At 34.7% G+C, this 14,591-nt stretch carries 12 protein-coding genes; 8 read left to right on the forward strand and 4 right to left on the reverse strand.

The window, feature by feature from the left end:
- Positions 1 to 20: 20 nt before the first annotated feature.
- Complete coding sequence (locus B0A66_RS21200; protein ID WP_089051848.1) at positions 21 to 1,223, reverse strand: aminotransferase class I/II-fold pyridoxal phosphate-dependent enzyme; 1,203 nt, start codon at positions 1,221 to 1,223, stop codon at positions 21 to 23.
- A gap of 289 nt (positions 1,224 to 1,512) precedes the next feature.
- On the opposite strand from B0A66_RS21200, the gene B0A66_RS21205 reads away from it, so the two are divergent.
- The 4 genes from B0A66_RS21205 to B0A66_RS21220 all read left to right on the forward strand — a co-directional run bounded on the left by B0A66_RS21205 (position 1,513) and on the right by B0A66_RS21220 (position 4,862).
- On the forward strand, positions 1,513 to 1,968 hold the full coding sequence (locus tag B0A66_RS21205) for an Lrp/AsnC family transcriptional regulator (protein WP_089051849.1): 456 nt from the start codon (positions 1,513 to 1,515) through the stop codon (positions 1,966 to 1,968).
- Between the two features lie 254 nt (positions 1,969 to 2,222).
- On the forward strand, positions 2,223 to 2,468 hold the full coding sequence (locus tag B0A66_RS21210) for a hypothetical protein (protein WP_089051850.1): 246 nt from the start codon (positions 2,223 to 2,225) through the stop codon (positions 2,466 to 2,468).
- Positions 2,469 to 2,749: 281 nt separating this feature from the next.
- Positions 2,750 to 4,153 (forward strand): dihydrolipoyl dehydrogenase, encoded by a 1,404-nt coding sequence (lpdA, locus tag B0A66_RS21215; RefSeq protein WP_089051851.1) that lies wholly within the window; start codon positions 2,750 to 2,752, stop codon positions 4,151 to 4,153.
- Between the two features lie 163 nt (positions 4,154 to 4,316).
- Positions 4,317 to 4,862, forward strand: coding sequence for a lipocalin family protein (locus B0A66_RS21220; RefSeq protein WP_089051859.1), 546 nt, complete (start codon positions 4,317 to 4,319; stop codon positions 4,860 to 4,862).
- Positions 4,863 to 5,025: 163 nt separating this feature from the next.
- Here B0A66_RS21220 and B0A66_RS21225 read toward each other — a convergent pair whose 3' ends face one another.
- The gene (locus B0A66_RS21225) at positions 5,026 to 5,400 is read right to left on the reverse strand and encodes a DoxX family membrane protein (RefSeq protein WP_089051852.1); all 375 of its coding nucleotides are present in this window, start codon (positions 5,398 to 5,400) and stop codon (positions 5,026 to 5,028) included.
- Positions 5,401 to 5,729: 329 nt separating this feature from the next.
- Between B0A66_RS21225 and B0A66_RS21230 the strand changes: the two genes are divergently transcribed.
- The 3 genes from B0A66_RS21230 (at position 5,730) to B0A66_RS21240 (ending at position 10,478) form a co-directional block, all read left to right on the forward strand.
- The gene (locus tag B0A66_RS21230) at positions 5,730 to 7,016 is read left to right on the forward strand and encodes an anthranilate synthase component I family protein (RefSeq protein WP_089051853.1); all 1,287 of its coding nucleotides are present in this window, start codon (positions 5,730 to 5,732) and stop codon (positions 7,014 to 7,016) included.
- Positions 7,017 to 7,080: 64 nt separating this feature from the next.
- Positions 7,081 to 8,391 (forward strand): tRNA lysidine(34) synthetase TilS, encoded by a 1,311-nt coding sequence (tilS, locus tag B0A66_RS21235; protein WP_089051854.1) that lies wholly within the window; start codon positions 7,081 to 7,083, stop codon positions 8,389 to 8,391.
- Positions 8,391 to 10,478 carry a protein-disulfide reductase DsbD family protein gene (locus tag B0A66_RS21240; RefSeq protein WP_089051855.1) on the forward strand — a complete coding sequence of 696 codons (2,088 nt, stop codon included), beginning with the start codon at positions 8,391 to 8,393 and terminating at the stop codon, positions 10,476 to 10,478. The genes tilS and B0A66_RS21240 overlap by 1 nt, the downstream gene beginning before the upstream one ends.
- 382 nt (positions 10,479 to 10,860) lie before the next feature.
- On the opposite strand, the gene B0A66_RS21245 is transcribed toward B0A66_RS21240, so the two are convergent.
- Positions 10,861 to 12,177 carry an ammonium transporter gene (locus tag B0A66_RS21245; protein WP_089051856.1) on the reverse strand — a complete coding sequence of 439 codons (1,317 nt, stop codon included), beginning with the start codon at positions 12,175 to 12,177 and terminating at the stop codon, positions 10,861 to 10,863.
- Positions 12,178 to 12,483: 306 nt separating this feature from the next.
- Here B0A66_RS21245 and B0A66_RS21250 point away from each other — a divergent pair, with 306 nt between their 5' ends.
- On the forward strand, positions 12,484 to 13,452 hold the full coding sequence (locus B0A66_RS21250; RefSeq protein ID WP_089051857.1) for a Gfo/Idh/MocA family protein: 969 nt from the start codon (positions 12,484 to 12,486) through the stop codon (positions 13,450 to 13,452).
- 623 nt (positions 13,453 to 14,075) lie between these two features.
- Here the strand turns inward: B0A66_RS21250 and B0A66_RS23010 are convergent.
- Positions 14,076 to 14,591 (reverse strand): hypothetical protein (locus B0A66_RS23010; protein WP_089051858.1); only part of this gene is annotated, 516 nt, incomplete at its 5' end.

The following is a 14,591-nucleotide window of genomic DNA, read 5'->3' on the forward strand; positions in this document are numbered from 1 at the left end:
ATTCGTGAAATTCGTGTTTTTTACAAAATCCCAAGTTCCACCATGCATGCTCTCATCATTTCGTAGGTACGCGCAATATCGTTATCCAGTCCAATCGAGAATCGGATCAATCCATCTGTTAATCCCATTTCAGCCTGTTCTTCAAGCGGAATCTCACTAGAAGTCGACGTTCCTGGAGCACTAAACAATGTTTTATAAAAGCCTAAACTTACCGCAAGGTACCCCAAGTTTCTTGCCTGCATAAGCTCCATTAATTCATTTGCTTTAGCTAAAGTTCCCACATCAATCGTCAGCATTCCTCCAAAACCATATTCAGGATTAATCATCGTTTTGTACAATTCATGACTTGGGTGACTTTTTAGTCCCGGATAAACTGTTTTCAATCCGTCATTTTCGAATTTTTCTGCCAGAACATGAGCATTATGGCTGTGTTGTTTAATTCGGATATGAAGTGTACGCAGGTTTTTCATCACACTTGCAGAACGCAAACTGTCCATAGTAGGTCCCAAAAGCATACTTGCTCCCGAATTTACATTTTTAAGCGCATTGATAAACTCTTTCGACGCGCACGTTACGCCACCAACCGTATCACTGCTTCCGTTTATGTATTTCGTTAAACTGTGAATCACAATATCAGCTCCCAGTTTAGCAGGCGAAACAGACAAAGGCGAAAAAGTATTGTCGACCACCAATTTTAAATTATGTTTTTTAGCAATTTTAGCCAAACCACGAATATCGGCCACCTCTAACAACGGATTACTTACCGTTTCGCAATATAAAACCTTCGTTTTTGGTGTAATAGCGGCTTCCACAACATCTAATTTTGTAATGTCTACAAACGTAGTTTCAATACCAAATCGAGGTGTGAAATTCTTCAAAAAAGCATACGTTCCACCATAAATCGTGCGGCTAGAAACAATGTGATCGCCCGCACCGCAAAGTTGCAGGAGAGTAGGCGTAATAGCCCCCATTCCAGATGCCGACACATTTGCCGTTTCCGTTCCTTCCATTGCAGCCAAAGCCTGATCCAGGTATAAATTACTTGGCGAAGAATGACGCGAATACAAATAACAGCCTTCCATATTGCCCTCAAAAGTATCAAACATTGTTTTTGCCGAAAGAAAAGTATACGTCGAAGAATCAGAAATCGACGGATTCACGCCTCCAAATTCTCCAAAATATTGCAAATCCTGAATTTTATCAGCTGGGTTAAAATCGTTCATTATAGTTAGTTTTTTAAGTTTATATTATTCAGGAGCTAATCCTGCTGTCCGCTGTATCTTTTCCTTGCTAAAGGAGCAAGAAAAAGGATGCCGCTTCCATCAGGGCTAGGACATACGTTTTCAAAAGAAATTCAAGTCAAAATAACAGTTTATTAGAAAATTAATCAATGAGTTATTTTGTATTAGGATTTTAAAACTATTTAATGTTACTTATGTAGATTTTTATTCTAAATTTGGTTGACTAAACGTAAAATGATAGATTTTCTTTCATAACCATAAACGACACAACATGATTTTAGATGCCATTGATAAAAAGCTTTTGTTTTTATTGCAAACCGACAGTAAAAAAACAAACAAAGAGTTATCGCTAAAACTCAATTTGTCGGTAACAGCAGTTTACGAGCGAATCAAAAAACTGGAGCGTGAAGGAATAATAAAAAATTATGTTGCACTAGTCGATAAATCAAAAATCGAAAAAGGATTTGTTGTATTCTGTCATTTAAAACTCATTCAGCATACCAAAGAGTTTCTAACCAAATTCGAAAACGAAGTCATTCAGCTCAACGAAGTCTTGGAATGCCACCACGTAAGCGGCGATTACGATTACATCTTAAAAGTACTCGTAAAAGACATGGAAGCGTACCGCGAATTTCTGGTAACCAAACTCACTTCGCTTCAACATATAGGAAGCACACAAAGTATGTTTATGATTAGCGAAGTAAAGAATTCTACAGTGATTTTTTAGGTTAGGTTCAAAGTTGCAAAGGTTCAGAGGTACAAAGGTTTTCCGTAGAGACGTACAGCAGTGCGTCTGTCAAAGATTTTCCGCACAGACGCACATCATTGCATGCATCAAGGGTTTACCGTAGAGACGCACATCCGTAGAGACGCACAGCAGTGCGTCTAACCTTGTACAAATCTTTGTGACAAAAAAGAAAATCATCTTAACATAATTCAATTTTAAAAAAACTTAAATTTGAATTTAAATACAATCTAAAAATGGAGACAAAAGAATTAAGACGTAAGCTTATAAAAGATTTTGGACAATTGATTGATGATGATTCGAAATTAGAAATTTTAGAAAGTTTTTTTGATGCTATAAATGAAGATGAAAAAAACTCAATTGTGCCTGATTCTCATTATAATATGGTTGCTGAAGAAAGAGAAAAATATATGTCTGGTGAAATTCAGGCAAGTTCTTGGGAAGAAGCAGAACAACGATTGAAAAATAAATATGGTTTTTAATATCAAAGTTTTACCGTAGAGACGCACGGCAGTGCGTCTAACACATAATGAGTTTACATGAAATCTCAAAAAGTGATTCCGTAGCTAAAATCTAATATTTGGAGATCTGGCAACGAAGATCTCTCCTTCGTCGAGATGACAAGATTGTGTAGAAAATGTTCATCTATGCGCTTTTTTCTCAATATAAAACCCAAAACTTCACGCAAAAAACATTGAAATTTAAACTTTAAACAAAACTTTATTCCTTAATTTTGTAACGCTAAAAATAAAATAGACAAACTATGAGTTCATTTGACGTAGTCATTATAGGTTCAGGACCGGGCGGATATGTATCAGCAATTCGTTGCGCACAATTAGGCTTTAAAACAGCAATTGTAGAAAAGTATAACTCTTTAGGTGGAACCTGCCTTAATGTAGGTTGTATTCCTTCTAAAGCATTATTATCTTCTTCTCATCATTTTGCGGAAATTGCACATTTTGCAGATCACGGAATCGAGGTTTCGGGAGATGTAAAAATCAATTTAGAGAAAATGATCGCGCGCAAACAAGCAGTTGTAGATCAAACCGTAGGTGGAATCAACTACTTAATGGATAAAAATAAAATTACTGTTTTTAACGGTTTAGGTTCTTTCGTAGATGCAACACATATTTCTGTGGCTAAAGCTGACGGAACATCAGAAACTATCGAAGCAAAATATACTGTAATCGCTACAGGTTCAAAACCATCTTCTTTACCATTCATCAAAATTGATAAAGAGAGAATTATTACTTCAACAGAAGCTTTAGCTTTAAAAGAAGTACCAAAACACCTTGTAATCATTGGTGGTGGAGTTATCGGAATCGAGTTAGGACAAGTTTACCTTCGTTTAGGAGCTCAGGTTTCTGTAGTAGAATTCATGGACAGAATTATTCCAGGAATGGATAGTGCTTTGTCTAAAGAATTGACTAAAGTATTGAAAAAACAAGGAATGAAATTCTACGTTTCTCACAAAGTAAAATCAGTAGAAAGAAATGGCGATGCTGTTGTCGTTCAGGCTGAAAATGCAAAAGGAGAAACTATTACTTTAGAAGGAGATTACTCATTAGTTTCTGTTGGACGTCGTCCTTACACAGACGGATTAAATGCTGACAAAGCAGGAGTTAAAATTTCAGACAGAGGACAAGTAGAAGTAAACGATCATTTACAAACAAATGTTCCAAATATCTATGCAATTGGTGATGTTGTTCGTGGAGCAATGTTAGCACACAAAGCAGAAGAAGAAGGAACAATGGTTGCTGAAATCTTAGCAGGTCAAAAACCACATATCGATTATAATTTAATTCCTGGAGTTGTTTACACTTGGCCAGAAGTTGCTGCAGTTGGGCAAACAGAAGAGCAGGTAAAAGCATCTGGAACAGAATATAAAGTTGGAAGTTTTCCTTTCAAAGCATTAGGACGTGCAAGAGCAAGTGGAGATTTAGACGGATTTGTAAAAATCATTGCCGATGCTAAAACGGATGAAGTATTAGGAGTTCACATGATTGGTGCACGTACTGCAGATTTAATTGCAGAAGCAGTAACTGCAATGGAATTCAAAGCATCTGCTGAAGATATTTCAAGAATGAGCCATGCACACCCAACATTTGCAGAAGCAGTAAAAGAAGCAGCTTTAGCCGCTACAGACAACAGAGCGTTACACGTTTAATACACGTAACAATTATATATCGAAAACCGTCAGATTTTTTTCTGACGGTTTTTTTATTTTACAGCATAATTTAATCGGTGTAAAAATATAAAGTTGAATAAAAATTTTGTAAATTAGATGTACTATTTCGGTGTTATCTTTAATCAAGTTAAAAGATAATATTATGAAAAATAGATATATAGCTCCATTCTTATTAGGAGCAGGAATAGCATTTATACTTTACTCTTGCGGTAAGGCAACAATTCCAAAGAATGCGACGGCAGTTGATAATTTTGACAAAGCCCGATATCTTGGAAAATGGTATGAAATCGCCAGACTGGATTTTAAATGGGAAAAGGATTTGAATAATGTAACTGCAGAATATTCTTTAAACGAAAACGGTACTATAAAAGTAGATAACAGGGGCTATAATGTCAAAAAAGACAAATGGGAACAAAGCACAGGGAAAGCTAAACTTGTCACAAAGGACAACGTTGGCATGCTTAAGGTCTCATTTTTTGGTCCTTTTTACTCGGGTTATAATATTGTAGCAATTGATCCTGATTACAAATATGCCTTAGTAGTAGGTGAGAGTTTAAAATATATGTGGATCCTTTCCAGAGAAACTACAATTCCGGAAAACATAAAAACAGATTACCTGAAAAAAGCAAAAGAAATTGGTTATACTACTTCTGATTTAGTTTGGACAAAACACGACAAAGCGAAATAAAAAGAAATTGTATTTTAGGAGTTTTTCTATCTAATATTGAAAATCCGCATAAATCCGTGTTTTCGCATAGCGAATCAATTTCATCCGCGTCTAATAAGTAAGCATAAAAAGAATCCCGACATTTATAATAATGCCGGGATTTATGTTTTAAAATGATGGTACGTTAAACTCTGAAAAGACTTCTGTAATTATCCCAATATCTATAAATCAAGAATAAATTCGCTGCAAATAATAGAATTGCAATCGGTAATCCTTGCGGAGCCAGAAAGTAATTGATAAACAAGATATTAATTGTAATAGGCAGAATTAAAATATTAGCCAAGGTAACAAAACGACCCGTTAAAAAGGCAAGTCCACAAAGGAATTCAATTGTTTTTGCTAATGGCAGTAAATAAGTCGAAGCAACTAAGCCCATATTAAAAGCCTTGAAATTTCCCGTTGCTTCTGGTTCCGGAGCCAGTTTGAAAAAGAAAGTAATAGAAGCAAAGAGTAATAAGAGGCCAATCAAAACTCGGACAATAATAGTAGCAATTTTCATAAGATTAGGATTTAGATAGGTTAAAAAATATATTTATTTGCTGATAAACATTACAATCTAAAGGAGTCAATAAATAAAAATCGGTATTTTGATTCTTATTTATTGGGAATTTAATAATCAATACAATCTTATTTTGTGATTAATTTAAGCCTATATCAAATATAGTGAATTAATTCTTATTAAATTACTAATTTGTTAACAGATTTATCGTTTTTGAAAGAACAGAAATCTCTTAAATGCAGTTAAAAAAGCAACCCAACATTTTTTGATGATTACTTTATCGAAGGATTTTTTTTGTCGTAATTTTGAGGCTTAAAATTTATTTATTTTTGAGAGTTTCCATTCCTAAACATATTTCAAATCCAGAGCATTTTAAAAAGCAGCTCTTAAGCTGGTCACAACAATTCCGGGAAGTCGTTTTTTTAGATAGTAATTCCTATCCGCAAAAATATTCCAGTTTTGATTGCGTCATTGCGGTCGATGCTTTTACGTCATTACAAACCGATTATCATAATGCTTTTGAAGACTTGAAACAATATCAGCAAACGACTAAAGACTGGCTTTTTGGCTATTTGTCGTATGATTTAAAAAATGATATTGAAGAATTAAAATCATCCAATTTTGATGGTTTACATTTTCCTGATTTGTTCTTTTTTCAGCCAAAAAAAATAATTACACTCAAAGGGAATAAGCTGGAAATGCAGTATTTATTATTGTGTGATGATGAGGTCGATGCTGATTTTGAGGAAATTACTCAAGTAGAAGATAATGCTTTTGAAACACTAAGCAAAGTTGACATACAGCAAAGAATTTCTAAAACAGCTTATGTAGAAAAAGTACAGAAAATGCTGGAGCATATTCACCAAGGAGACATGTACGAAGCCAATTTCTGTATGGAGTTTTTTGCCGAAAATGCTACTATAAATCCACTTGAAAAATTTCAAAGGTTAAATACAATTTCGCAAGCGCCGTTTTCTGTTTTCTTTAAAAATAATAAACATTATGTGCTTTCTGCTTCGCCGGAACGTTACCTCAGAAAAGTTGGTGATACGTTGTTGTCTCAGCCGATAAAAGGAACTTCTAAACGATTTTCAGATCCAGAAGAAGATCAAAAATCAAAAGATTTTTTAGCGTCAGATGCCAAAGAGCGTGCAGAAAATATCATGATAACAGATTTAGTTCGAAATGATTTGTCGCATACCGCACAAAAGGGTTCGGTAGAAGTTGCAGAACTTTGTCAAATCTATTCGTTTTTGCAGGTGCATCAAATGATTTCGACCATTACATCAAAAATAGATGCGCAATATGCACCAATTGATGTTTTAAAGACAACTTTTCCAATGGGAAGCATGACAGGAGCGCCTAAAATTTCGGTAATGAATATCATCGAAAATCTGGAAGAAACAAAACGTGGACTGTACAGCGGTGCGATAGGATATTTTACGCCCACCGGTGATTTTGACTTTAATGTTGTAATCAGGAGTATTTTGTACAATCAGGAAGCGAAATATCTTTCTTTTTCTGTTGGAAGCGCTATTACATCACAATCGGTTCCTGAAAATGAATACGAAGAATGTTTGTTGAAAGCTAAAGCAATGCATGAAGTTTTACGCTAATAAAAAAAGCACGCTTAACATTTCATTTAAATATAGATAGAATTTAATTTTTTACATTTATCAAATGTTTACAAAATTTCAAAATCATATTCTTTCACGATTTCCATTTTTGGAAGATAAAAAACTTTTTCTGGCAGTTAGTGGTGGTTTAGACAGCATGGTTTTAGTGCATTTGCTAAAACAATTGCCTTATGAAATTGCGGTTCTGCATTGTAATTTTCAGCTTCGCGGTTTAGAAAGTTTTGGTGACCAAAATTTCATTCAGGAGTTTTGCGATCAAAATAAAATTCCCGTTTTTACCACTCAGTTTGATACCGAAGCTTTTGCAAAAGATTATAAACTATCAACACAAGTTGCAGCACGTGAACTCCGTTACAGTTGGTTTTATGAACTTTTAGATACCGAAAATTTCGATTATATTTTAACAGCCCACCATGCCGATGATAATTTAGAAACTTTCATTATCAACTTAACAAGAGGAACAGGATTAGAAGGATTAACAGGAATTCCAGAGCAAAACGACAGAATTATTCGTCCCTTTTTGCCATTCTCGAGAGAAGAGATTCTACAGTATGCGCAGGAAAATAACATTGAATGGCGCGAAGACAGCAGTAACGCATCTAATAAATATCTTCGAAATAAAATCAGACACGATCTGGTTCCGGTTTTAAAGGAAATCAATCCTAATTTTTTGAGTGCTTTTCAGAAAACCCAATCGTATTTGCAGGAATCACAGGAAATGATCGAAGACGCATCGATTATGATTTATCAGCAAGTAGCAAAAGAAGCGGGTGACGATATTCATTTCGATTTGAATCAGCTTAAAAAATTGCCCAATTACAAATCGTATTTGTATCAGTGGTTCAACGAATTTGGGTTTCTGGCTTGGAATGATATTTATGATTTGGTTGATGGACAATCTGGAAAACAAGTACTTTCGGCTGAATTTAGGCTTTTGAAAAACAGAGATACACTGATTCTAAGTCCGCTTCAGGAAATAGTGGAAACAGAAGAATTTCAAATTAATGAAAACGATACAGAAGTTAATTTTCCCTTAAATTTGAAGCTTTGTCAAGTAGATGACATTAGTATAGTTTCAAATAAGGTTATCTTTGTGGACGCTGAAAAAATCCAGTTTCCGCTAGTATTACGTAAATGGAAAGACGGAGATGTTTTTCATCCTTTTGGAATGCACGGAAAGTCGAAAAAAGTCAGTAAACTGTTTAAAGACGAAAAATTGTCTTTGATAGAAAAAGAAAAAACATGGATTTTATATTCAAATGATCAAATTGTCTGGGTTGTAGGAATTAGACAAGACGATCGTTTTAGAATAGAAAATAATACAAATAAAATAATTAAAATAGAATTGCAATAATGAACTTTACTCAATCCCGTCAAACGATAACATCGAGAACGTTTTGGAATAAATACTTTCTTTTAATGTTGGTTTTCTTCTTTGCTTTTGCAAAAGGCCATGCTCAAATTTTGGAGCCAGTAAAATGGACTTCTAAAATTGAACAAAAATCCGGAAAAAATGCTGTTTTAATTTTTGATGGTACGATTGAAAAAGACTGGCATATGTACTCGCAGTTTACACCAGAAGGTGGACCACTTGCCTTAGAGATCGTTTTTAAAAATCAAAAAGGAAATTACGAGTTAGTAGGTAAAGCCAAAGAAGGAAAAACCAGAACAGCGTATAATGATATTTTCGAAGTAGATGAAACTTTCTTTGAAGGAAAAGCACACATTGAACAGGAAATAAAAATCATCAATCCAAACTTAAAAACGGTAGAGGTAACCTTTGATTTTCAGGTTTGTAAAGAAGTTTGTATCAATTCAAGCAAAAAATTCTCGATCAATATTCCGTCTACATTCAAAATGGATGCTGTTCCTGCAATTGTTGAGGCTCAATTAGATGAAACAAAAGTACCGGCTTTAGTGGTTGATACTATAAAAACTCCACCAGCTTCAAAAGTAACTGAGGTAGCAAAAGCAGATGAAACGTTGGCTAAAGCAGATCTTCCGGCGGCGGCATCAAGAAGTTTATGGTCTATCTTTTTTATTGCATTTATTTCAGGATTCGCAGCGTTGCTTACGCCATGTGTTTTCCCGATGATTCCAATGACAGTAAGTTTCTTTACGAAACAAAGTAAAAGCAGAGCAAAAGGAATTCGTAATGCTATTTTCTACGGAATTTCGATTATCGCAATCTACGTTATTTTAGGATTAATTGTTACCAAAATATTCGGGGCAGATGCTTTGAACGCCTTGTCTACAGATGTTTGGTTTAATGTTATCTTCTTCATCATACTGATTATTTTCGCTACTTCATTTTTGGGTGCTTTCGAAATTATGCTTCCAAATTCGTGGGGAAACAAAGTAGATCAGCAAGCCGACAGAGGTGGAATAATTGGAATATTGTTTATGGCATTAGCATTAGCAATTGTTTCTTTTTCATGTACTGGACCAATTGTTGGAACTTTATTAGTTGAAGCGGCTTCAAACGGAGGAATTGCACCAGTAATCGGAATGCTTGGTTTCTCATTAGCTTTAGCGTTACCATTTATGTTGTTTGCCATGTTCCCGGGCTGGTTAAATTCATTACCAAAATCAGGTGGCTGGTTAAATACAGTGAAAGTTGTTTTAGGATTCTTAGAATTAGCTTTAGCATTCAAATTTTTATCAAATGCAGATTTAGTATTGCAATTACATTTACTGGAAAGAGAAGTCTTCATTGCGATCTGGATTGCTATTTTCGCCGCTTTGACTTTATATTTATTCGGAAAAATTACATTACCGCACGATAGTCCGTTACAGCATATTTCTGTTGGAAGATTATACTTAGGATTATTGACGCTTATATTTACGATTTATTTAATTCCTGGACTTTGGGGAGCACCTTTAAAAATTATCAGCGCTTTTCCACCACCACCACAATATAGCGAAAGTCCATTTGGAGTAGGAGGTTCAGGTAATTCAAATGCAGGTTCTGAAAAAGGACTTCCGGCAGGAGCTGAATTAGGACCACACGGAATTATGGTTTTTCACGATTACGAAGATGGAGTTGCGTATGCTAAATCAGTAAACAAACCCATTATGCTTGATTTTACAGGTTATGCTTGTGTGAATTGCAGAAAAATGGAAAACAATGTTTGGTCTGACGCTACTGTTTTACCAATATTAAAAAATGATATAGTTTTAATTTCACTTTACGTTGATGACAAACGCGAACTTCCAAAAGAAGAGCAATTTGTAACGGCAGCAGGAGATAAAATTATTACCGTTGGAGATAAATGGACAGATTTTATGATCTCTAAATATAAAACCAATACACAGCCTCTATACGTAATGACAGATCTTGAAGGAAATAATTTAAATACTTCAAAACCAACAATCAGTTACGTTAGCACAGCAGAATATTTGCAATGGCTGAAAGATGGGATTGCGGGATTTAAAAAGTAATGTATTACTGTATACTGTAGATTGTAATTCTGTAAGTTATATTTCAGATAAATGCAAATGTGTATTGTGTTTTTTGGAAAAATCTAAAATATGATTATGGATGTTTGATAAACAAGGAGACAATATGCAGTATACAAAAATGCAGTATAAAAAAGAAAGCACTTGAAATATTTTTAAGTGCTTTCTTTTTTTAAATTATGTATTAATGATTTATACTTTATACTAAAATGTTTGGTTTAAATTATTGAGATAAACAATAATACAAAAACAATTGGCGAACAACTACAAACCAAAAACCATCAACTATCAACCAAAAAAAGAAAGCACTTTGAAGAATTTTCAAAGTGCTTTCTTTTTTTATAGGTTTTGGGCAAAGATATTTTTAAAGGAATTCTCCGTGTTGAGAGATATCTAATCCTAATTCTTCTTTTTCTTCTGTTACTCTTAGCGGTGTAATTTTGTTTACGATAAAGAATAAAGCATACGAAGCTACAAAGGCAAAGATAGAAACAGCTACCAAAGCAGTCAATTGATTAATGAACAATGTTGGGCTTCCGAAGATTAATCCTTGATTGTCACCAACTGCAGGGTTAATTGCTTTTGAAGCAAAAACTCCTGTTAGTAACATTCCAACCATACCACCAACACCGTGACAAGCAAATACGTCTAAAGCGTCATCGATTTTTCCTTTAGGGAATTTACTAACAACGATATTACTTACAATACTAGAGAATAAACCAATGAAAATTGCGTGAGGAATGCTTACGAAACCTGCTGCCGGTGTAATTGCTACAAGACCTACTACAGCACCAATACAAGCACCCAGAGCAGATAATTTATGTCCAAGAATTTTGTCAAGGAAAACCCATGCCATTGCAGCAGCTGCGGCAGCAACAGTTGTAGTTCCCAAAGCCTGAACAGCTAAACCGTTTGCTCCTAATGCAGAACCGGCATTGAAACCAAACCATCCGAACCATAATAATCCTGTACCTAATAGTACATACGTAATTCTCGCAGGATTAACTTTTTGCGTTCTTCTTTTACCTAAGAAAATGGCTCCGGCTAATGCAGCCCAACCCGCACTCATGTGTACTACTGTTCCACCTGCAAAATCTAAAACTCCCATTTTGAAGAAGATTCCTTCAGGATGCCATGTCATGTGCGCCAAAGGAGTGTATATGAATAAAATAAATAAAACCATGAACAATAAATACGCCCAGAAACGTACACGCTCTGCAAAAGCACCTGTAATTAAAGCAGGTGTAATGATGGCAAATTTAGCCTGAAACAATGCGAATAACATAAATGGAATTGTTGGTGCCAGACTCCATGCTGTATTTGTACCCACGCCCTGGAAGAATAAGTTTGAAGTTGGATCTCCAATAATTCCGCCAATACTCGGTCCAAAAGCCAATCCAAAAGCGACAACAACCCATAGAATAGTAACAATTACCATTGCCATAAAACTTTGCAACATAGTACTAATAACGTTTTTCTTTCCGACCATTCCGCCGTAGAAAAATCCAAGACCCGGAGTCATAAGCAATACAAACGCGGTTGCTACGACCATCCAGGCTGTATCTCCTGTATCAAACTTTACTGCTTCTGCCGGAATTGGATTATCAGACAGGATAAAATTAGATACAAAAGTTAGTACCAAAATCGTGATAAGAATCACACTTAAAATAATTTTTCGCATAGTTAATTAGTTTTAAATTTTTTGATAAAAGTATAAAATCAATTAACATCCCTATAAAAAATAGGGTTCAATGGTTGATTTTTGTTGATATTAGAAATTAACCCCCTAAATTTTACGTGTATTTGTTAAAATAGACTTAAAATTTACAATTCAGCAACTTTTTTTGAGGGTGATTTTAAAATTAGCATAATTTGTATGCTTATTTTTTGATTTAAAAGTGGTTTTTGTTGCTATAAAACACCAACTTTTTCTTTTTGATACTGTATATTTGAGTTCTTTAACACTTTTTGTAATTAAAATTCAATAATGGGAATTCAAAAAATTAAATGGGGAATTGTGGGTTTGGGAAACATCGCAAATCAATTTGCTACAGATTTACAATTAATAGAAGATGCTGAATTGGTAGCTGTTGCTTCCAGAAATATAGACAAGGCAAATGATTTTGCTCAGCAATACAATTGTTCGCGAAAATATGATTCGTACGATGCGCTTTTTGCAGACGATCTGGTTGATATCGTATATATTGCGACACCGCACGATTCGCATGCAGCACTTACTATAAAAGCGTTAGAAAACGGAAAACATGTTTTATGCGAAAAGCCAATTGCACTTTCTTATGAAGATGCAGTTAGGATGATTGAAGCTTCAAAAAAACACAACCGTTTTTTTATGGAAGCTTTCTGGACCCGATTTATTCCGTCTGTTCAGGAAGTATTAGCAAAATTAAAACAAGGCGAAATAGGAGATCTGAAATACCTCAATGCTGATTTTGCTTATTATAATGGTGAATTAGGAAATCGTCTTACCGATAAAGCAAGAGGAGGCGGCGCCCTTTTTGATATTGGTGTTTACCCATTGTTTTTGTCGTATGTAACGCTCGGAATTCCAAAAGAAATAATCGCCAAATCCATTTACCTCAATACAGGAGTTGATTTGCAAACCACAATGATTTTACAATACGAATTGGCACAAGCGGTTTTACATGCCGGTTTGGTTTCAGCTTCAGATATGAAAGCTTCTATTAGCGGTACAAATGGCCGCATCGAGTTAAACTCACCTTGGTTTATGGCAGAAGGATATTCCATAATCAGAGACGATAAAGAAACGGTTTTTAGTTTGCCTAATCTTGGAAAAGGATATTCGCATGAAGCTGTCGAATGTCATAAAGCCATTAGAAACAATCAAATCGAAAGCGATTTATGGTCGCATCAAAATAGTCTGGATTTAAGCAAAATCGTTGAAGAAGTCAAACAACAAATAGGTTTGGATTTTTAAATTTATTCATATACCTATACAGGTTTTTAAAACTTTCTAGGTATTTGACTTGTTTTTATAGGCTTTGTTTGTAAAGAGCCATAGGCTCGGCTGATATTGTAGAGCCGGATTTTAATCCGGTTTTATAGTACAGAATAGAAAAAAAGATCCATAGGATCGGCCGATATTTTATGCATATTCTCAGACAAAGCTGTTCAAAATGGATCGTTCCTATGGAACTTTAGCTATGGTCGTTATTTAATCAACGGATTAAAATCCGTTGCTACAAAATGTATCGTTCCTACGGCACTTTGAATAAAATGCTCGATAGCGAAATATTGAAAAATATTTCACATAAATTAGCCCTTTGCTAGCACAAGAATCTCGCTGATGTCCATTTTATTGTCTTAAAAATCATATTCAGTTTGTTTAATTTCACTTGTATTTGAATTATAACCGGCAGTTAAATACCTATTCACTTAACAATCAATATTATAGAATTGTTTTTTTGTACTTCAACCAATTTATGTTTTCCGAATACTTATGTTTTTAAAACCTGTTAGGATAAATTATCTCACACACATTTCCTAACAGATCTCCCAGACCTGTTAGGTATAAAATGTATAGTTTCTAAAACCAAATGATTATTCATTAGTTTTAATTTTTTCGACTTGACTTTCGAGTAACAATTGACTTGCGTCGAGCATTTTGATGACATGAATATAAGGCGTTAGCAGGTCAGAATCAAATTCTACAATAGTGGGACGTAACGAAAGATGAATTATTTCACACAGGAAGAATTCGAAGTCGGCTAAAGAATGTTCCGCAAAGGCATTTTCAAACACTAAAAATGGATTGTTGTATTCTTCAGCTGTTAGAGAGGCTTGTGAAAGAATAGATCTATTCTGCGCTAATGCCGTAACCTTCCATTTTTTACTTTTATGTTGCAGAGACCAGCAAGCTCTAATGAAAGACCGAATTGCAGTGTAACAGAAAAATACATCTCCCGGACATTCTTTTTGGTACACTTCATCTTTACTTCTGTAAAAAACTATTTCGCTCAAGGTTTGTTTGTAGAAAGCAAGACTTTCACAACCCAAAAAGGCATCAACGACTTCAAAAGGGTTTTCTAACTCATGGTGTGCCCAAAAATTAGTTTC

Origin of the sequence: Flavobacterium hercynium, assembly GCF_002217285.1 — a bacterium.
In the GTDB taxonomy this organism is placed as follows: domain Bacteria; phylum Bacteroidota; class Bacteroidia; order Flavobacteriales; family Flavobacteriaceae; genus Flavobacterium; species Flavobacterium hercynium.